The organism is Chitinophaga sp., from assembly GCF_035761305.1.
In the GTDB taxonomy this organism is placed as follows: Bacteria; Bacteroidota; Bacteroidia; order Chitinophagales; family Chitinophagaceae; genus Chitinophaga.
The window spans coordinates 25499-47144 of the sequence record NZ_DASTRI010000256.1 but is presented as its reverse complement, the minus strand read 5'-3'; the positions used below and the strand labels follow the sequence as shown (position 1 = coordinate 47144).

Sequence of the window (21646 nt, the reverse complement as noted above, 5' to 3'; positions counted from 1 at the left end):
GCATAACAGGATAGTGTAGGATGCGGAGTATATAACAGACTGTTATATTGGCATCCAGCTAATTCCATGTTTTAAATGAACAAATTCTTTTCTTTAGTACTGGCGCTTTACTCCTTTCTGCTTACTCAGGCCAGTTATGCCCAATTTGCCACTTCCGGGAGCAGGCCCTGGAACGCCAATTGGATTGCGGCCCCCAATGACCCGGGCAACACGTACGGGGTTTATTATTTCCGGAAAAATATTGATCTCGCAGCAAAACCAGCCAGCTTTATCATACATGTGTCAGCCGATAACCGTTACAAACTGTATGTAAACGGTAAACTGGTATCGTTAGGGCCGGCACGCGGAGATGCTTATTACTGGAACTATGAAACAGTAGATATTGCGCCATACCTGGCAGCAGGTAAAAATACGGTAGCGGCGCTGGTTTTTAATGAAGCAGAGAACCGCCCGGAGGCACAGATCACGGTAAGAACCGCATTTATTGTGCAGGGAAACACTTCGGATGAGGACATACTAAATACCAATAATACCTGGAAATGCATCCGGGATAAAGGGTATCAGCCTATTACGGGCTTTTTTGCCGCCAGTACAGGTGAACTGGTGGATATGAACCAATCTGTTAAAGGCTGGACGGCCGTTGATTTTGATGATAGCAGCTGGCCATTTGCCGCTAACCTGTTCCGCGGCCAGCTAAAAGGCTCATCCGATGGATTTGGCTGGATGCTGGTGCCTTCGCCATTACCACAGATGGAGCTGACTTATCAACGGCTACCCGTTGTGCGTAAAACAACCGGTATTATCCTTCCTGCTGCATTCCCAGCGTCGAAAACCGCCATTACTATTCCAGCTGATACTACGGTTTCTTTCCTGCTGGACCAAACCTTTATGACCAACGCTTACATTCACTTAAACTTTAGCAAGGGTAAGCATGCCGGCATTTCCATGCGTTATGCCGAGTCACTTTTTGATAATTTACAGCAATACGGCGACCGGAAAGGCAACCGGAATGATGTGGATGGCAAAGATTTTAAAGGACGGAAGGACAGCCTGATCTCCGACGGCAGCACAGGACAATCTTATACAACCCTTTACTGGCGCAGCTTCCGTTACATATTAGTAACGGTGCATACGCAAAGCGAGCCATTGGTGATAGATGATATTTTTGGCGTATTCACCGGTTATCCTTTTAAATTCAATGCAGCCTTTAATACCGGTAATACCGAAATAAAAAAGATATTGGACATAGGGTGGCGAACCGCCCGGCTATGCGCCATGGAAACCTATTTCGATTGCCCTTATTACGAACAGCTGCAGTACATAGGCGATACACGCATACAGGCAATGATCAGCTACTACAATAGCGGCGACGACCGGCTGGCCCGTAATGCCATTAGCCTGATGGACCACTCACGTACAGCCGAAGGCGTTACACAAAGCCGGTGGCCTACTCACGATACCCAGGTTATACCCACCTTTTCTTTATGGTATATCGGCGTGCTGCACGATTACTGGATGTACCGGTCCGACAGCAGCTTTATAAAGGATAAGCTAACCGGCGAACGCGTTGTGCTGGACTTTTTTAGTAAGTACCAGGGAGCAGATGGCTCGTTAAGAGGCGTTCCTTACTGGAATTTTATAGACTGGGTAGGCGGTAAAGGATGGGACTTTGCCATGCCGCCAAAAGGCACCGACGGCGCATCCGCCATCCTTGATCTGCAGCTGCTGATGGCCTACCAATGGGCCGCTGAGCTGGAATCCAACATGGGTATGCCCGCATATGCCGCGCTGTACCGGCAAAAAGCAGGACAGCTAAAGCACACCATCCAAACCAAGTACTGGAATGCAGGCAGGAAATTGTATGCAGATACGAATGAAAAAGACGTTTATTCACAGCATGCCAATGCGCTGGCAATACTGGCCGGTATGGTTGATCAACAACACCTCCCCGAAGTATGCCGGCAGCTTTTAAACGATCATTCGTTAACCCAATGCACCATCTATTTTAAGTATTACCTGCACCAGGCGCTGGCAAAAGGCGGCCTTGGAAATGACTACCTCAAGTGGCTGGATGTATGGCGGGATAATATCAAAATGGGATTAACCACCTGGGCCGAAGTATCTGACCTGCCCAACAGCCGGTCCGACTGCCATGCGTGGGGAGCCAGTCCTAATATCGAATTTTTCAGGATAGTGCTGGGTATCGACAGCGATGCGCCCGGCTTCCGCAAAATAAAAATCGAACCACACCTGGGAGGCCTCACCCATGTAAGCGGCGAAATACCGCATCCTAACGGAAAAGTTGCCGTAGCATATGCTTTCGATAAAGGCAAGTGGAAAATAAAAATTGTTTTGCCTGCAAACACTTCCGGTACGTTGATATGGAAAACGGAAAAATATCAGCTGAAAGCGGGAGAGAATGTGTTGGAGATTTGAACATACCGGGATTGATAAAGAAGTTTTGGAAACAAAAAGGCCTTACAGCATTACACTGTAAGGCTTCTTTTTGCCTGGCTATAAAAGCCAGCTCTTTACCTGTTATGAACCTGCGGTTTTTAACTCGCCTTTTTTTAAATTTATCAGGCCTGAATATACCTGCCCGTTTTTAACAACCACTGCTTTAACCTGGTGAATGTCTTTATTAATGTTGTACCTGCCCCGGCGGGATGTAAGGTTAATTCTGGTTACACCATTTTTTTCTGTTGCCTGGAACCTGAGAAGGGAATAGTTACCATTTTTAAAGCCCCAGCCTTCGCCGGCATCCCAATAAAGCTCGCCACTGGCTTTACCTGTGCTGTCCAGGCATATGAACAATGTTAGCTGCTCTACTGATTTTTCATTGGTATTCTGAATAATTTTTCCGGCAGGAATAATGCTGCCGCCTTTGATGAACAGTTTCGCCTGGTATGGATCTGATTCATCCCCGTCAACCAGGTTTAAGCGTTCCCAGATGCCTTTGGGCAGCTCCGGATCTTTGGCAAACGAAGGCACCACCAGCAAGTGTTTCCCAAGCAAAAATACCTGCTCCTCTGCCCTTAGCCTTATGTCTTCGGGATCATCAAAAAACACGGGACACATTAACGGCAGCCCGGTTTCATGCGCATTGTAAAATAAGGTATAGAGGTAAGGCAGTAAACGGTACCGCCGTTCGATTGCAATCCGCGATGTTGTTTCAATACTGTCACCAAATGCCCAGGGCTCTTTGTCATTGGTTCCGGCACAGGCGTGCCCTCTTGCAAAAGGCAGGAAAACGCCAAAGCCCAGCCATTTTGCCCACAGGTCGGCACTGGTATTGCCGAGAAAGCCACCAATATCGGGGCCGCTGAAAGGCTGGCCCGATAAGCCAAGGGTAATAGACATCGGCACGGAAAGCTTCATAAATTTCTCACTTGCCCAGTTATCACCTGTCCAGGTGGCGGCGTAACGCTGCCCACCCAGTAAATTCGCCCGCGTTAAAACAAAAGGCCTTTTGTCTGGTTTGGCAGCCATCACGCCTTGCCGGGTAGCCTGCACCATCAGTCTTCCAAAAGCATTATGGTATAGCAGGTGCGGCCCTGCAGGCAAGCCGCCGCCGCCACGATGCGGTGTGTTGTATGGCATTGTGCCCAGCCGCAGATCCTGCGCCAATTCATTATCATTAACTGCTGGCTCGTTCATATCATTCCAAATGCCATCCATGTCATTTTTCATGAAGTCGCGGTACAAGCCGGCCCACCACTGCCGGGTACGGGGCATCGTAAAATCCGGGAAGGCGCAGTCGCCCGGCCATACCTTCCCATGGTATTCCCTTCCTGCCGTGTCTTTCACCCAAACATCCTTTGCTGTGCCTGACCTGTAAACAGCATAGGTAGTGTCGAACTTAACACCCGGATCGATCATAAACACCGAGTGAAAACCCTTTGCATGCAGGTCGGCATTGAGCTGCCTGGGATTGGGAAAATTGGTTTTGTTGAAAGTGAATACCCGGTAGCCATCCATATAATCTATGTCCATCCAGATAGCGTCGCAGGGAATCTGTTTTTCACGGAAAGTGCCTGCAATTTCCCTTACACGTTTTTCTGTTCCATACGAGAACCTGCATTGATGATAACCTAAGGCCCATAGGGGTGGCATTTCAATGGTTCCGGTTAATTCGGCTAATCCTTTCAGCACATCCTGCGGCGATTTCCGGTCAATCACAAACACACGGAACAAAGCGCCTTGTGTATTAAATTCAATTTTATCAGTGTTGGTAGTCAGCTGCGATTTCCACGGACTGTCAAACAAGATCCCAAAGGCAGTACCATCTTTTCTCACACCTAACACCCAGGGGTGGGTTTGATAAAGCCGTTGACCGTTATCAGTGCCATAAGCGCCGTTATCGGTGTTCCACAGTTTAATGGTTTGACCATTTCTTAACAGCGGGCCGGTTACCTCCCCTCCGCCATACAGGCTGATGTCGCCTTTTAAATGAACATTCGCACTTGCCTTGCCATCTGTTAAAAAAAATTCAGGAAAGATGTTCCAGTTTGCCGGCACGGCACCTTGTATGGAAGGATTGCCCTGCAGCATTAACGACGGCGTTTTTAATGAATCAAACCCTGCCGGGATAAATGCTGCAATTGAATTGCCCACAAGACCTGACTGTTGAACCGGGATATTTTGTGCCTGCGATGCGGAACAGAGAAGAACAAAAAGGATAAACAGGTAACACTTTGACGATATAGTCATGAATAGCTGGCAGTTGAATAAATTGACGAAAAAAACCTGCTGCCCTATACCATTGCATGGGTTTGGGGCAGCAGGTGGATATATTAACAGTGGTGTATTAGTAGCCTGGGTTCTGCACAAATTGCGGGTTAGCACCCATGATGTCGCGGCCTATGGGGAATATAGCTGTGTGGTTATCGGCATCCGGTTTTTTATCCCACCAGGTACCGGTATTAAATACGCCCCAACGTATCAGATCAGTGCGGCGACGGTTCTCCCCTAAAAATTCCCGGCCCCATTCGTCCAGCATTTCCTGGTCGGTAAGCTGGCTGCCATCTGGCCTATACAAACTGGGGGAGCCGGCCGGGTAGTTCCGCTGGCGTACAGCGTTCAGCAATACGGCTGCACCGGCCTTATCTCCTGCGCGGTACTTACATTCAGCCAGTGAATAATAGATCTCTGACAAACGTATCTCCGCATAGGCAGATGTAATACGATTCGGATCGGGAGTTGGGTATAAAGGATATTTGAGGAAGAATACGCCTGAGTTATGGTCGGCATGATTCATATTGGATTCCTTATCAGCAATCCGTGTTCCGGGCTTTGCATCCAGGAACCAACCCACCTGGTCGCGGATAAACAGCGGGTAAGGGCCCTTGTTGCCACGAACGGTATCGGTAACGGTTACACCGTTCACAACGTGTTCATAGGGCAGGTAGCCGTACAGGAACATGCCTTCACGTTTGCTGTCGCCCAGGTTTTTGTACAGCTTCAGGCGATAGTCGTCAGGATAGCGTTGAAACTTAACGAAAGGCTTACCCAGCTGAAAGCTGTATTCAACACTGTCTACATCCCTACCGGGTTGAAGCGCGTATCTCGGGTTAGCCTGGCCAAAATCCGTAAAACCGCAATATAGTGGCGCTGCGTCGTAGGTCATTGCCCAAAAGAACATGCCGCCGTCATACTGCCAGTGTGTGCGTGCAAGCGTGGATGGGAAGCCATAGATCGTTTCTGAATTAACCGTAGTGTTGGTATAATCAAACGGCGCATCCCAGCGGGTGTCCAGCTGATAGTTACCGTATTTGCCGTCAATAATATCCTGGCAAACCTGGGCGCAATCGCTGTACTTATCCTGGCCAATGTAAACTTTAGCGTTCAGGTACAGGCGTACCAGTAAAGCTGCTGCGCCTGCCTGTGTCCACCGGCCAATGCCTTTATCGCCCAGTGTTTCGCGTTTGGGCAAATCGGGCAGGGCTGCTTTCAACTCTGATTCAATATAACTGAAAGTTTCTTCCGGCGGTGATTGCTTGTTACCAGTGGTGGTATGCTTTACGTCTGTTATGATCTCGATATTGCGGTAAAAATCAAATGCTCTTAAATAAAACCATGCCCGCAATGTTCTGAGCTCGGCTTTAAAGTCGGCCAGCTCGGTTTCTGTAACATTCAGCTTACCGGGATCAGATATTGCTTCCATATCCTGCAACGAGTTCGTTGCAAGCACAATGCCCTGGTAAAAGGCTGTCCAGGCGCCGTTGGTAAAACCATCCTGCGTAGTCCAGGTATGATAGTGCATACGCTGGTAATAGTTTCCGTCCTGCCAGTCGCCCTGGCGGTTAAAGGTGCCTATTTCGTCGGTGCTATTCTCCCCTACAGCGTAAATGTCATTCCCCTGTATGCTCCAGTAGGCGTGCTCAAACGGCCGTAAGAAATCCCTGATCACATCATCGCGCCTGGTAAGGAACTGCGACACATCCACCTTGTCATAAACATGCTCATCCAATTTTGTGCAGCCGCCTAAAATCAGCGCGGCGCTCAAAGCGGCATTTACTATATATTTTTTATAACTCTTTTTCATACTGTACCTATTAGTTGTTTAGAATGTTGCCTGTACGCCTGCCAGTATCTGGATGGTGGCCGGGTAAAAATTCAGACCATAAGTATTTGTACGCGGGTTACCCTGAACACCAGGTGTTAAGTCGTTAACCGGGTACAGGTCAGGATCGCCGCCTGTGAAGCCGGTAAAGGTGTACAGGTTGCTTGCCGCTGCATAAATCCGAAGGGCACGCAGGTATTTAGAGTTAATTGTACAATTATATCCCAGCGTTACGTTATCGATCTTAACAAAGGAACCTGACTCCAGGAAATAATCTGAAGCAAGCGCTGTAGTGGCCGAGCTGGTAAGCTTTGAATATTTGCTTTTCGGATCGTAGGCCGATCTTAAAGTATTAGCATCGGTTTGGGTGGCCGGCGTGCCCAGGTAAAAAGCCTGCATGTTAAACAGCTTATAACCAAAGTTTCCTCTCAGGAAGATGTTGAGATCCCAGTTCTTATAAGTGAACACGTTGCCAAGTGAGCCGGTAAATTTAGGCAAACCATTGCCTACAAATTGCTTGTCGTCTGCATTTGCCTGGTTAGCAGTTACTATTGTTCCATCCTTTTTATAAACCAACAGTGCGCCATTTTCATCCACACCCGCAGATCTCAACATATAAAAGTCCCCGATTCGGTGCCCCTCCTGCAAACGCTGGATAGGACCGGGAGAACCTGGCGCAGGTAACCCTGCCATATCCTGGAAAGGAGCTCCCTGGTACAATTCATTAGAGAAGGAAACAAATTTGTTATTATTAAGAGCAGTTGTAAATGACAGGTTATAGTTAAAGTCCTTGTGCTGTATTACCTGTGCACTCAGCTGTATCTCTAACCCCGAATTCTTCATGGTGCCCACGTTAGTGAACGTTTGGGACTGCGGATTAGGCGGCAGCGGCACATTGTAATTACCCAGCAGGTCTTTGTTGGTACGCACATAATAGTTTACGGAACCTGATAAGCGGCTGTTGAATAACTCAAAGTCGATGCCTGCATTAAAGTTGATGGCTTTTTCCCAGCCCAGGTTCGGGTTTATGTTCTGTGATGGACCATACACCTGGTAAGTTTGGCCATTGAAAGGAAAATATCCATAACCACCATATAAAAGCAGCGATTTGTAGCTGTCAAAGTCCTGGTTGCCGGTTACACCGTAATCCGCTCTCAGCTTCAGGTCGTTCAGCCAGCTGATTTTGTCTTTCAGAAAACTTTCATCAGAAATACGCCATGCAACGGAGGCAGCGGGGAAGTTGCCCCACTTGCTATCAGCGCCAAATTTTGATGACCCTTCGTGCCGGAGGCTGGCGGTAAAGATATACTTGCTATCGAAATCATAGCTTATCCTGCCGTAGAATGCCGCCAGCCGTGAATCATTCTGGGTTGAGGATACGGCGTCCTGCCCATTGCCTTTGTCGCCACCATTCCAGGTACCTGAGCCGAGATTGTTCCATGAGTAAGTGTCAAACGGAAAATCGTAGTTATGCGCTCTGAACTGCTGGTAATTGAAGTAGCTGTAAGAATAGCCCCCGAGTGCCTTAACGTGGTGTTTATTAAAATTAAGTGCGTAGTTGACTGTCCATTCGATGTTCCGCTGATCATTATCTATCTGTTCCTGAGAGGCTTCACTGGTTTTGGTTACCGTTCCGCTATGAACAATAGTGGTCAGGGTAGACGGGCGGAAGTTCAGATTCTTGTAAGATGATTTGATATTGGATATTGTTACGGTCGAATACAGATTTTTCAAAATATTCACCTTCAGGGAGCCACTCATATCCAGCTCCTTTATCTCTGCTTCGCTTTTAATAAGCCGTGCATTTTCAACAGGGTTATTTGAGAAAAATCCGGTATTAATAAAATGGTAGCCTGAGCTATCGTAAACAGGCATGGTAGGGTTCAACGTAATGGCGTTGTTAAAATTCCCCTGGTCGGAATTGCTGGTATGCATGTACCTGGGTGCAACATTCAGGGAAACGGTATACACGTTGCTTTTTGAGGAATGATTCAGGTTCAGGCGGGCGCCATATTCCTTTTTATAGGCGCGCAGGTCGATACCGTTGGCATTCCGGTAGTCGGCAGAAGCAAAATAATTATCGCTGGCTGTTCCACCGGAAATCTGTATGGTGTGCTTTTGTGCGTATGCCGTAGGGCGCGTAACTGCTTTTACCCAGTCGGTATTAGCTCCATAATCAACCCCTTGGGCCGGCGTTGCGTTAACCCGGTACTTACGGAACTCGCTGGGACTGAGAACATCAGGCACCATTGTCAGCTTATCCATAGTGAAATAGCCGTTGTAAACCAGCTTTGATTCGCCAGTACCCTTTTTCGTAGTGATGATAATAACACCATTACTACCGCGGGTACCATAAATAGCCGAGGCAGCACCGCCTTTCAGTACGTCTATTGACTCAATATCGTTTTGATTAATGTTATCAATGTTGCCACCCGGTACCCCATTTATAACATATAACGGCCCCAGCCCAGCGCTGCGCGATGATACCCCCCGTAGCTGAATGCTCGGAGAAGAGTTAGGATCGGCAGTAGCGGTATTGGAGATCGTTAACCCCGCCACTTTCCCCTGTAAGGACATTAAGGGATTATTGGCTGCAACGGTTTTTAGCTCCTTGGCGGTCACGTGTGTTATTGCACTTGATACTTCTCTTTTATCTAATGTGCCATAACCCACGCTCACCACTTCAACGCCTTTCAGTTGCTCGCTTGACGGCGCCAGCTTAATAAGCAGGTTGTTCTGGCCGGTTATAGGAACTGTTTTAGTGGCATAGTTAATGGAAGAAAAGATGAGCTGGCTCGCAGCAGTAGTTAATGTTAACCGAAATGATCCATTTCCGTCCGTGGTGGTTCCGGAATTGGTTCCTTTAATCCTGATGGTCACTCCAGGTAACGGCGTTGCGGTGGCCGAGTCAACCACTTTCCCATCTATGACTCTGTTTTGCGCGGATGCCGGATAGGCGAATGCAAATATCACGGCGAAAGTACTCAGTAATCGTAGAATTTTTTGTAGCATATCAGTCTGCTTGATTGGTTCATAAACGCGGACATTCATCGTTCATCGCTGCAGCGGATGATTGGTGACGCCAACGCCGGTCATGACGTTTTAATTGGCGGGTCCAAATTAAATCACTAATCGGGCGTGTTATGCCGTTATAGTACCGCCTGGTGGGAAAATCTAAGCATTTCTGAATATAGATATTTGGTAATCAGCTACTTATTGGAGCTGCTGGGCGGAAAAATCTAGGGCTTCCGGACATGTTTTTAACAAAATACACGGCAAAAAGTTGTACTTTTTGGCCGCTAAAGCGTCCGCTGGTGAACAATTTTTAAAAGGACTGCTAAGAAAAATGAGTCATGCTACATTTTAAATAGACTAATTAATTTTGGATTAAAATAAGAATGTTGGGGGATTACCGCTGTACAGAACGGTGCAATTATTTTACTCGAATTAGATCTTAGATCTATATGAATAGATTATTATTTGTTTCATTTTTTCTGCTCTTATGTTTTAAGGGATATTCACAAAGCGCCAAATCAGACAGCCTTCTAACAGTCCTGAAATCGGAACTCGCCAAGGAAAGCTTTTACAACCTGAACAAAGAGAAACAGATAAATCTGCTGCGGTTTGACCTGCTTCATACAGACAGCACAAATTTTGATAGGCAGTTTGACCTTTATTTAAAGATTTCTGAAGCGTACCGGCCCTTCAAATTTGATTCCGCATTTATATATACTAAAAGGATGATTGAGCTTTCGGAGAAATTCCGGAAAAAGGACCATCTGATCCAGAGCAAGATACTACTAGGGCACACTTTGCTGCATTCGGGATTTTATAAAGAGGCTTTCGACATTATCCGGGAAATAGATACCAGCACTTTGTCGGGGACGCGCAAGGCCGATTACCTGATTTTGCGGGCACGGCTGAATGTTGGTATTGCTGAGTATGATAATGATGCCTATTTTTCAGAAAGCTATCAAAAGCAGTCAGAGGAAGATTTTAAAAAAGCCGAGGTTGTTACTCCTTCCAATAATTTTGAGAAGACAATTGACCTGGCCTTTCTCCCGGATTCAGTAAGACCTAAAAAATTAACGCCCGGCTTTTTCTTCAACTATATTGTACACCAGGGCCTGCCCGAGCACACGGTTGCAATGGTCGCCACCAGAATCAGCTTTGCCTACACCGGTTACGACCGCATATGTTTTCTTGCATTAGCTACTATAAATGATATTCGTTCCTCCACCAAGGAAACCCTGGCCATATTTTTACTCGGGCAGGAGCTGTTTAAACAGGGTAGAACAAATGATGCCTACCTGTTCATGCAGGAAGCCGCCCGCAACGCCAAGTTTTATGGCGCCCGGAACCGGGCAGTGCAGATTGAGTCCATGTTACCATTGGTGGCTGGTAAACTGATCAATGAGAAACAGCACCAACAGGACAAACTGCTGATAGGCTTGCTGATCTTTTTGATCGTTGCCGTAATTCTATTTTTCCTGCTGGTTATTTACCGGCGGCAGATGTTGCGGATCAAAGCAAACGAGCTGATGATAAAGGAAAAGAACAAGGAGCTGGAAACCGTAAATGGAAAGCTTTGGGAATCTACCAGGATAAAAGAGGAGCTTATCGGGCTGTTTTTTAAAACCTGCTCCTCTTACATAGAAACGTTGGATAAAATAAAACACCAAACCCTGCATAATATCAAGCTGGGAAAATACAAAGACATTAACCAGTTTTTAAATGAGGTGCATATCGAAGAGGAGAAAGGGAATTTATACAACATGCTTGACACCGTTTTTTTAACGATGTTCCCTAATTTCATCACGGCATTTAATGCGCTTTTAAAGAAGGAAGATCAAATTTGGCCGAAATCTGGCGAAACCCTCAACGCCACGTTGCGGATATTTGCTTTAATACGCCTGGGAATCAATGAGCATGAGGCTATAGCCAAAATACTGGATTACAGCGTTAGCACCGTATATACTTATAAAACGCGGATTAAATCGCGGGCATTGGTTCCTGCAAATGATTTCGAGCAGAAAATAATGGAGATTAAGTTTATTGATAGTAATAGTAATTGATGCGGGGCAAGCCCCCCTGGCAATCACTCTCCCGCCACTTTCAATATCTGATCGAAAACATTCTTGGAAAATCGAAAATTCGTTTGTTGAATGCGGTCCAATAAAGGCCTGATACTATTTATAATTCCGCTTTGCTTTGCCTTCAATAACACTCCTAAAGTTCCGGTATAATTAAGATGAAGCTTGTCTGCAACTTTTCTTGCTTTCAAATCATCAAGAATAAGTAGCGCAGGTTGATGCTCGATTGCCAGAGAAATAGCGCTTGCTTCCCCTTTATCTACTTCTAATTCTAAAATGATTTGATAATGTAAATCTGTTACAGATCTGATTTGTACCCATTCCGGTAGCTTTTTCCCAAACTCTTCTGCAATAGTGGTAGTAGTGGAAATGTTCTGAAATAACTGTTGAAGCAGGTTTAATGTGTCAATTTTATCCAATAAGATAAAACAACTTGTGTCAGCAATAACAACATTATATTTTGGAGGCATCTCTTTCAATGTCAGGAGCAGGATAATTGATTAATGAAACATCATAATCTCCCAGCACTTCTGAAAAAGCAACTTTAGACAATCCTGCCAGTTCTGCAGCCTGCCCTAAAGATAACCTCCCAGCTTCATATAACTTGGCTGCGAGGAATCTTACAGTTTCTCTGGGGTCTAACTCAACCTTATTAGGTATTTGTAATGTTATTGTGTTCATGAACATTTCCCTATTTACTGAAAGCGAAAGGGTACCAGTTTTGAAAAAAATTATACTTTTTCAAATTTACGCAAAAAATGACGTGAAAATTTCGACGGCGCTGCGTCTAACTTAAAAGATTACAAGATTCCAACTTGCGACCTTCCCGGTCCTAGACCGGGACGCGATTAACAAAACAAAAAAGCCCTACAGCATTTCTACTGTAAGGCTTCCTCTCGTCGGGGCGGCAAGATTCGAACTTGCGACCTCCTGCTCCCAAAGCAGGCGCGATAACCGGGCTACGCTACGCCCCGATCCGTTAAAAAAAGTTTGAAGCATCGCCTCAAACTTTATCTAAAGAGCATAATTATCAACTAATTAAAGGCTCAAAAAGCCCAAAATACCCAGCGGCCTCTAAATCGGGTGACAAAGGTAAGGACAATATCTTTACAATCAAACAAATGCTATCAATTTTTAAAGAATATCCTTTATTCTTCATGTGTCATTTGCTTTACCACTACCGGGCCCAGTAAACCCGATGATTCCAGTCCGTCCTCTTTACCAGGACTAACAAGCACCGATGTTTTACGCTGTGCAGCAGGCAGCTTGCTATCGCCTATCAGCCTGTTCACCCAGGTATTCACCACTTTTATTTCCAGCTTATTAACACCTGGCTTCAGCGCCTGCGTAATATCCACCTGGTAAGGCTGCGTCCATGCACCGCCTGCTTCTACGCCATTCACCGTTACTTTTGCAATGGCCCGCGCTATGCCAAGGTCAATTACATAACGGTCACCTTTGGCAATTTTATTTATTTGAAAAGTATTATGATAGGTGGCAGTGCCTGAATAATATTTAATGCTGTCATTTTCATGCGCCGGCCAATCGGTCAGCTGGTTAAATATAACCGGTCCGGCAGGGCCGATCTTCTTGTTGTTGAAATTAACCGTCCAGGGTTGGTTTACCGCTATTGATCTTTTCACTACCGGGTAATTCGACTTTGTTGTATCGCCTTTACCGCCACTTTTTCTAAAAACAATAAACGCGCTTCCTGCAGGGGGTAATGTTATAGGTACTGAAGTGGTTTTGCCATTATCACTATAGGCAGGCATACTACGCATGCTGCCGTCAATAGCATCCCATAATTCAGGACTTTTGCCTGTCACGCGAAACACCGCCGTAAATTTAACCGGCTGGTCTTTTTGATTTGATAAAAAGTATACCCCGCCATCTTCCAGCTGCCTGTGGATAAACAATATGGAATCGCTTTGCAGGGTTGCCATATCCGGGACAACACCTAACCGGTCAAATGCCTCCTGCATATTCAGGCCGCTGATCACCTGGCCTTTGCCATAGTGACGGACCTTTACCGTTGTTCCGTTAACATTCCCCCAAAGCTCGTTGGCCATGTTTTTCACCTGCCTGTCTGCCTCAGGATAGTTTTCAAGGCTGGGCGACCGACTGGGTTTGGGACCTAATACCACAGCGCCTTGCGCTACCAGGTCTTTGATCTTTTTCAATAATTCAGGGCGCATGGTTTCCAGTTCCGGCAGCACCAGGATGCTATAGCTTATGCCATTGGGCAATGCCAGTTTGCCGTTTTTTACAGTAAGCCGTTGCTTAATAACATCGGCATTAATGTAGTCGAATGAATACCCTTTTGGAAGCGCCGGATCTGTTACCCCGGTCATTTTGGGGGCATCTTCTCCTATAAAATAGGCAGCATCTGCAACGTATTGGCCCTGCTGCAGCATAAAGTTGCACCGCTTCATATATGCAAGCCATATGTCCATGTCGGCATACCAGGTATTCAGCCGGTTGAACTCCACGCCAAACCAGGTATTTAAACCAGGTACAGCGGTGTCCTGCGGCTGTGAAATGTACACATGCAGCAATGTACTGTTAACGCCTTCTGTAAAGAAACGGTCGCCCCGCTTCTTCAGCATGGCCGGATAGCGCTTATACGTACCGCCGCCGGCAGTGAATGATTCTGCCGATACTTTTGTTTTACCATAAATATGCGCCGATGAAGCAGCTGCCCTGTTTTCAATGTCGCCCAGGTCACCTTCGCTCCAGAATTCACCGCCTACTTCATCGGACTGGCCGCCATATTGTAAAAATTCTCCGGGATAGCCCCAGTGGCCATAATTCTCCAGCCAGGTGGTAAGGCCATGCTGATGGCTTACTTCCCTTAAACCGCCTACATAATTAAAAGATACATCGTCGGCTATTAACCGCCTGAGGTCCCATAAAAAACGGTCGGACCTATCTGCGCTGCCAACAACCTTGCCCTGCAGTACAGGTATGTAGGGCGTTGGATCGTAATGGTATTTGTTTTTGAATTCGGGGATCAGGTCGTCTGTCCAGTTTTGGCTGCCGGTTTCATAGCTGTCTTCTACTGCCACCGTAAAGGTTTTACGGTCATCGGCTGGTATACGCTCCAATATCTTACCCAAATAAGCATTAAAATGTTCGGTAACATGCTGTTTGCTCATTTTATCAACCTCCAGTCCTGTGCCTTCCGGCGGAGCCGGTGAGTTGGTAACGTTCGTAGATGTCATACCGGTGCGTTCAATGATCCAGTTACCGGCAGGCACCTGCCAGTCCAATGTGCCATCGGTGGCCATGTATTCCGATACGTCAATAATTTTCGACGGATCAATAACATATTTTGAGGTTTCCGCCGGCTGTGGCGGCCATTGGTAAGCATCCCAAAACGGGTGCGGCGTAGGCCACATTTTGGCTAGTGTTTTTTCTATATAGTCTTCAACTGCCGGTGTAGATGATAATTGCATCTCCGCTATGCCTGCATCGGACGATACATGCGTGAACACAATCTTAAAGCTGCCGGAAGTAACCGCCGGAATGGAAACAGCTGCCGGTCCAAACGGAACAAATCCCACATTTAAAGCGGAATTGGTGCGATCAATAGAAAAGTGTTTAACCTTCGTATAAGCATTGTTAACCTTTGCCAGTATATCGCCTTCCAGGCGTACCCTTTGATTAGTGGTGGTAATAACCACACTGCGAACCGTATAAGGTGTTTTAACATCAACACGCAATGAAAATTGCCTGCGCGCACTTAAATGAACACCGGTGGCTATGTTGTGATCCATTAAATTTTGCAGCGAGTCAACAACCGGTTCAGAAGATAATGACGGGTGTAATGCGCTGATACCCGTTTTATAATCCGCCGGTACCGGGTAGGCCAGCACTTTTACATCCTGGAAATCACTGGCAGGTTTATCCAGCTTTTGATGAAAGACTGCAGGACCGTGCACCATTATTTCGGAGGACGTAAGGTAGCGCATGGACTGCCCGGGCTTAATCCATGGGCCGCCGGACTGGGACCATCCGGGACCATTGAACATCCCTATCTGTATATCCAGACGTGTTGCTGTTTTAAGGGCTGTGTGCAATATATCCCACCATTCATCCGAGAACATTTTCACCTTTCCAGCCGGCACCTCCGGTAAGCCTATATTACCGATGAAAGCCCTGTTGATACCTACCTTTTTCATGGCCTCAAGATCCTTTATAACACCTTCCTTTGAAATGTTGTCAGATATCCAGTACCAGTAAACGCTGGTTTGAACGGTATCAGGGATATGCGCAAATGCATTTTGTAAACCAGGCCAGCGGGACAAAGACTGGCTATATACCTTACAGCCAAGGCTAAGCATCATCATTACAGTAGCATAAAATCTCGTTCTCATTCAGAAGGATCAAATTTTGGTTCGTATTAAACCTGGTTACAGAGCAGGTTGAGCGATAGCCAGGATTACATTACCGCAATCGGCCATTATTACTAACTAAAAAAACCTTTACAGGAGCGGCATGGGCGCGTCAAAATAGCGAATGATTCCGGCAATAGGAAAAAATCCACACTGCAATTTTTGACCTTTTAGTACTATTATTTGTCCTTTATGATATTGCCACCCGCTGTTTGTAAATGTATATTAGAGGGGCCATGGGTAGCATTTGTTATTGCTGTTATGTGGGATTAACATCAATCTCTAACGACTGCCATTATTTCTGCGCTTTGTTTTATTGTTAATGCTATATACTCCATTACCCGCGGGGCTCATTTTAGTTTGTTGTTTTCAACAAGAACGGGATAGGGTTTTCAGTGCGTATTTTACACCGAAAGTGAATCACTCACTGATTAACTCACTGGAATTTGCAAATTTTGAAACACATGCAAAAAAAAAATGCGCTATAAATCGAATGATCTATAGCGCACAATCCAGTGGCGTTTGAGCTACTGCGGTGAGGGTGGGATTCGAACCCACGGTACAGTGTTACCCGTACGACGATTTAGCAAACCGTTCCTTTCGGCCACTCAGGCACCTCACCATCCCCCTTGCAGGGGCTGCAAAAATAAAGATTATTTACAATTATCCAAAAGCATTTGCATTTTTTGCAACGGCCCGTACCCAAAAAAATACCCGCAATAAGGCCATTCTGTCATAATTATTTATTTTTAGCACTAAACAACGCTCACATGCAAACCTGCTACCGACTATTGCTAATAGCTGCCATTGCCCTTGGCGCCTGTAACCAGGCCGGCAAAAACACGGCAGCCCTTGAAGACTCTACCGCATTCAAAGCCATTAGTGAAGAGGGTTTCCGCCAGCACCTGGGCGTGCTGGCTGCCGACTCCTTCGAAGGCAGAAAGCCTTTCACTACCGGCGAAGAAAAAACCATCCGCTACCTCCAAACCCAATTCAAACAACTGGGCCTGCAGCCGGGCAATGGGAACAGCTACCTGCAGGAAGTGCCCATGGTGGAGATCACCTCCACCCCTTCCGGCCCGCTGGTGTTCAAAGGCAAAGGCGGACAGCTATCCCTCAAATACCTGGATGATTATGTGGGCACTACCCGCCGGGTAACCCCTAAAGTGCAGCTGAATAACAGTGAGATGGTGTTTGCCGGCTTTGGCATTGTGGCCCCGGAATACAACTGGAACGATTATGCCGGGCTGAACGTAAAAGGCAAAACCGTTGTGGTGATGGTAAATGATCCGGGGTTTTATGACAGCACACTGTTCAAAGGCCACACCATGACCTATTACGGCCGCTGGACCTACAAATATGAGGAAGCTGCCCGCCAGGGCGCCGCAGGCCTTATTATTATACATGACACCGCCCCTGCCAGCTATCCATGGTCTGTTGTAAGAAGCGGCTGGTCCGGCGCCAAGCTGTACCTGCAAACAGCAGATAACGACATGTCGCGCGCCGCCATGGAAGGCTGGATCACGCTGGATGCCGCCAAAAAGCTGTTCCAGCTGGCCGGCGTACCTGACACGCTCATGCAGGCGGCACGGAAACCAGGCTTTAAGCCGGTACCGTTACCGGTAACTGCCAGTGTAACCATTAACAATAAGCTCAAAAAATCCACTTCGCATAATGTGCTGGCCGTATTGCCCGGCGCTACCCGTCCGCATGAATATGTGATTTACTCCGCCCACTGGGACCACCTGGGTATTGGCGAAGCTATTAAAGGCGATTCTATTTATAACGGGGCTGCCGACAATGCCACCGGCACCGTGGCCCTGCTCGAAATTGCGAAGGCATTCACCAAGCTGCCGCAGCGCCAGGGCCGCTCCATACTGTTCATTGCCCTTACCGGTGAAGAACAGGGCCTGTTAGGATCGGAATATTACGCCACACACCCGGTGTACCCGAAAGACAGCACCGTGGCCGATATTAATATGGATGTGCTGAACACCTACGGCCGTACAAAAGACCTGACCATTGTAGGCCTGGGCCAGTCCGAGCTGGATGATTATGCGGAACGCGCCGCCGCCAAACAGGGGCGCACCATTTCACCGGACGAAAACCCTTCTGCAGGCCATTTCTTCCGCTCCGACCATTTCAATTTTGCGAAAGTAGGCATCCCCGCCCTATACGCCGGCAGCGGTACTATATCGCTGCTGCATGATACTGCCTGGGCCAAGCGCAAAACGGATGAATACGGGAAAGAGCGCTACCACTCGCCATTTGACGAGGTTGACAGCACCTGGGAATTTGACGGTATGGTGGAAGATGCGCAGCTGCTGTTTGATGTAGGCTATACCCTCAGTAACGAAACCACCTTCCCCAAATGGAAGGAAGGCTCTGAATTTAAGGCCGCCAGGGAAAAGAAGTAAAGCAGGTAAAGCAATAATAAAGAGGCTGGAATATTTGCCGCAACACAGCACCGTAACGGCCTGCAACTTCACGGTTAACCTGCGGAAATCTTTAACATCGTTGGCGCCTGGTTACTCCTGGGCGCCAATAATGTTTATCATCCGGTGATTCTTTATTTTTCCGCCCGCCTTCCTGCTTAACAATACTGCTATTGCGCTACCGGCGGCCATTGGCTTTTGTTGCAGCCATTCTCCAGCGCACAGCCTGGCAAAAGCTATAACATCGTTTTAACGTTTTATATGCAATTAATCCTTTGTAATACGTTATCTTGTTAGGAACAGATATAAAAATATGCGAACCTACAACTCAGCCTATACCTTTAAAACCACTGATTAAGCGCATGAAAGCATTTACATTACTAACAGATCCGGTGTATAAAAAACCGGAAAAAGCCTACAACCGTCTGCAGAAATTTTTAAGATCATTGATACGTGATGAGCGGGACCTTCCCTTTGTGTATCTTACCATCCGCATTTCGGTAACCTTAATACCGCTGGCCGTACTGCTGTTTATACCCGGTATATCCAACTGGCTCTGGTGGACAGCGGCAATTGCGTACCTGGTACTTAACAACCTGATTTTTAAAGGCCCGTACGGCCTGATGCTGCACTGCACCAGCCACCGCTGCTTTTTTGAGCGTAAGTATAACTTTATGAACCATTACCTGCCCTGGGTACTGGGCCCGTTATTCGGGCAAACGCCGGAAACATATTACAGCCACCATATTGGCATGCACCACCCGGAAAACAATATGCCGGATGATGACAGCTGCACCATGTTTTTCCAGCGCGATTCCCTGCGGGGCTTTATCAAATATTTCAGCAGCTTTTTCTTTGCCGGTATTTTTCACCTGGCGCGTTATTTCGTCCGGAAAAACCGTAAAAACCTGCTGATCCGCTCTGTACGGGGCGAGTTCCTGTTCATTGCCATGTGTGTGGGGTTAAGCTTTGTAAACTTTCCGGCTACGCTGGTAGTGTTTATACTGCCATTCGTGATCTCCCGTATTATTATGATGCTGGGCAATTGGGCGCAGCACGCATTCATTTGCGCCAGCGAGCCGGGCAACCCGTATAAGAACAGCATTACCTGCATTAATACATCATACAATCACCAATGCTGGAATGATGGTTATCACATTGGCCATCACCAGAAACCTTCCCTGCACTGGACAGAGTACCCGAACCACTTTAAGCAAAACCTGGATGCCTATGTGTCTAATGACGCTGTTGTGTTTGATGGTATTCATTACCTGCATGTATTTGCTTACCTGATGCTGAAGCGTTATGACCTGCTCGCAAAAAATTTTGTGAATATTGGCAACCGTTATAGCTCAGATGCAGAGGTGATCGCTTTCCTGAAGCAGCGCACCCGCAAGATATCAGCAGTGGAAGCTGCGGCGGTACATGCCGCATAAGTGAATGCATAAAATATTCCTATAATGAAAAAGCATCCCGTTAGCGGGATGCTTTTTTTGCATGGTTCCATTTAACAATTGATCGTATAACACTTAAAAGTTTCCTTTATTTACATCCCACCACAACCGGGTGCCGCCGTTGTCCGCGCCGCCCAGCAGCTGTATGCCTTTGTCAAGCTCGGCCCTGTTGGTGTTGTATTCATTTTGCGGGTAGGGCAGGCGGCGTACCTGCACATCTGTATCAATAGTGCCGCCGCTGTTGTTATTAACTACGGTAAATAATTTAGGGTAGCCGGTGCGGCGGAACTCCGTCCACGCTTCCTGCCCTTCGGGGAACATGGCTATCCATTTCTGTGTAATAATACGTTCCAGCTTCTGCTCATTGGTGGCGGTTTCACTCCACCTGATGGTTACGTTGGAGGGCGCCGGTGCATTATTAGCGGCATTCTTCGGATCTGTATAACCAGCCGGGGTGCTGGTGCTGTTATTGATGTATTCGGCATCCGGTACGCCCCATTGCGCCAGGGAAGTATTAATACCCTGCTCATACAGCGATTGTGCAGTACCACCGGCGTTAGCCCATCCGCGCAGCGCAGCCTCTGACCGCAGGAAATATACTTCCGCTGCCGTCATCAGCTGTACGGGCGTATTTAAAGTAAATGCAGGTGAGCTGCCATCTTTAAAGTTAATGGTAGAATACGTCTGGTAGGCCGATTTTACCACGTTACTGCCTATACGAATACCTTTGTACTGCACAGGAAAAGTAGAGTCCGTGCTTTTATCCATATAACGGCCAATACGCGGATCATTGTAGCCGGACAGATAGCTTTGGATAGATGCGCCAATGTTAATATCGGCCCAGTTCCTGGCAATGAATACCAACGGGTTGGTAAAGCCGGCGCCGGCCATTTTCACATCCATATTACCGCTGTTGTCGGTGATCACACCACCGTTGGCAGGGTCCAGGGCTTTTTCGGCCTGCACCTGTGCAGTAGCCTTATCTACCTTTACAATATGCATGGCCAGGCGTAACCGCAGGGAGTTGGCAAACTGCAGCCAGCGGTTAAAGTCGCCGTCATACACCAGGTCCATTGCGCTGAATTCAAAAGGCAATGTTTGCCCGCTGCTGATGAAGGTTTTCAGTGCCGTGACAGCGGCATCCAGCTCGGTAAAAAAGCTGCCGTATATCTCCTGCTGGCTGTCGTACTTTACGCCGGATTTAGTGCTGCCGGCCTGGCTGTAAGGCAAAGGACCATAAATATCCGTAGCGCGGTCCATAGCCGTGATCTTCACGATCTGCGCCACAGCCCATACTGCCGGGTAATCTTTGTCCACCCCCATTTCCTGTATCTGGTGTGCATAAGAAAGCACATCCAGGTACACTACTTTAAATGCTTCCCCGTTCCAGCCGCTTACCATAAAGTAATTCATATTGGTATTACCGCTAAACTGGTTGGCCGACATCATGTAGCCAGAAAAGCAATCGGCATTCAGGTTCTGCTGCACCTGGTAGGAGTTGGGATCGCCGCCGCCGGAAAAATTGATCACCGCCATCTGCTCATGCTTCATCAACGACTCCAGGTTGGTGTTTACGCCGGTATTATCGGTGTTATACCGTTCAAAGTTCTTGGTGCAGGCACTGGCGCCTGTAAGTATCACGCCTGCCATGAACAGTGCTTTGTACAGCAGGGAAGATTTATATATATAGTTGTTAGTACGTTTCATG

At 47.2% G+C, this 21646-nt stretch carries 11 protein-coding genes and 2 tRNA genes; 4 read left to right on the top strand and 9 right to left on the bottom strand.

The genetic code is table 11. The features are described from left to right. Positions 1-75 precede the first annotated feature (75 nt). The gene (locus VFS25_RS21425; RefSeq protein ID WP_326464224.1) at positions 76-2436 is read left to right on the top strand and encodes an alpha-L-rhamnosidase C-terminal domain-containing protein; all 2361 of its coding nucleotides are present in this window, start codon (positions 76-78) and stop codon (positions 2434-2436) included. Between the two features lie 102 nt (positions 2437-2538). Here the strand turns inward: VFS25_RS21425 and VFS25_RS21420 are convergent, their stop codons facing one another. The 3 genes from VFS25_RS21420 to VFS25_RS21410 form a co-directional block, all read right to left on the bottom strand. After that, positions 2539-4551: a TIM-barrel domain-containing protein gene (locus VFS25_RS21420; RefSeq protein WP_326464223.1), complete on the bottom strand. Its 2013-nt coding sequence runs from the start codon at positions 4549-4551 to the stop codon at positions 2539-2541. Positions 4552-4807: 256 nt separating this feature from the next. Continuing rightward, positions 4808-6544, bottom strand: a complete 1737-nt coding sequence (locus tag VFS25_RS21415) for a RagB/SusD family nutrient uptake outer membrane protein (RefSeq protein ID WP_326464222.1) — start codon at positions 6542-6544, stop codon at positions 4808-4810. Between the two features lie 18 nt (positions 6545-6562). After that, positions 6563-9535 carry a SusC/RagA family TonB-linked outer membrane protein gene (locus VFS25_RS21410; protein WP_326464221.1) on the bottom strand — a complete coding sequence of 991 codons (2973 nt, stop codon included), beginning with the start codon at positions 9533-9535 and terminating at the stop codon, positions 6563-6565. Between the two features lie 767 nt (positions 9536-10302). On the opposite strand from VFS25_RS21410, the gene VFS25_RS21405 reads away from it, so the two are divergent. After that, positions 10303-11637: a DUF6377 domain-containing protein gene (locus VFS25_RS21405; RefSeq protein ID WP_326464220.1), complete on the top strand. Its 1335-nt coding sequence runs from the start codon at positions 10303-10305 to the stop codon at positions 11635-11637. Positions 11638-11660: 23 nt separating this feature from the next. On the opposite strand, the gene VFS25_RS21400 is transcribed toward VFS25_RS21405, so the two are convergent. From VFS25_RS21400 to VFS25_RS21380, 5 genes are all read right to left on the bottom strand, one after another. Then, positions 11661-12125 carry a DUF3368 domain-containing protein gene (locus tag VFS25_RS21400; RefSeq protein ID WP_326464244.1) on the bottom strand — a complete coding sequence of 155 codons (465 nt, stop codon included), beginning with the start codon at positions 12123-12125 and terminating at the stop codon, positions 11661-11663. Then, a complete protein-coding gene (locus VFS25_RS21395; protein WP_326464219.1) occupies positions 12109-12336 on the bottom strand; it encodes a UPF0175 family protein in 228 nt (75 codons plus the stop codon). Before VFS25_RS21395 ends, VFS25_RS21400 begins: the two co-directional genes overlap by 17 nt. A gap of 218 nt (positions 12337-12554) precedes the next feature. Next, positions 12555-12629, bottom strand: a tRNA-Pro gene (locus VFS25_RS21390). A 174-nt stretch (positions 12630-12803) separates the two neighbouring features. Then, entirely contained in the window at positions 12804-16031 is a 3228-nt protein-coding gene (locus VFS25_RS21385) for a glycosyl hydrolase (protein ID WP_326464218.1), read from the bottom strand. Between the two features lie 551 nt (positions 16032-16582). Further along, positions 16583-16671, bottom strand: a tRNA-Ser gene (locus VFS25_RS21380). 148 nt (positions 16672-16819) lie between these two features. Between VFS25_RS21380 and VFS25_RS21375 the strand changes: the two genes are divergently transcribed. Continuing rightward, positions 16820-18466, top strand: a complete 1647-nt coding sequence (locus tag VFS25_RS21375; RefSeq protein WP_326464217.1) for a M28 family metallopeptidase — start codon at positions 16820-16822, stop codon at positions 18464-18466. 380 nt (positions 18467-18846) lie between these two features. Continuing rightward, positions 18847-19920 carry a fatty acid desaturase gene (locus tag VFS25_RS21370; protein ID WP_326464216.1) on the top strand — a complete coding sequence of 358 codons (1074 nt, stop codon included), beginning with the start codon at positions 18847-18849 and terminating at the stop codon, positions 19918-19920. A gap of 93 nt (positions 19921-20013) precedes the next feature. Here VFS25_RS21370 and VFS25_RS21365 read toward each other — a convergent pair whose 3' ends face one another. Continuing rightward, positions 20014-21645 carry a RagB/SusD family nutrient uptake outer membrane protein gene (locus VFS25_RS21365; RefSeq protein WP_326464215.1) on the bottom strand — a complete coding sequence of 544 codons (1632 nt, stop codon included), beginning with the start codon at positions 21643-21645 and terminating at the stop codon, positions 20014-20016. Position 21646 lies beyond the last annotated feature (1 nt).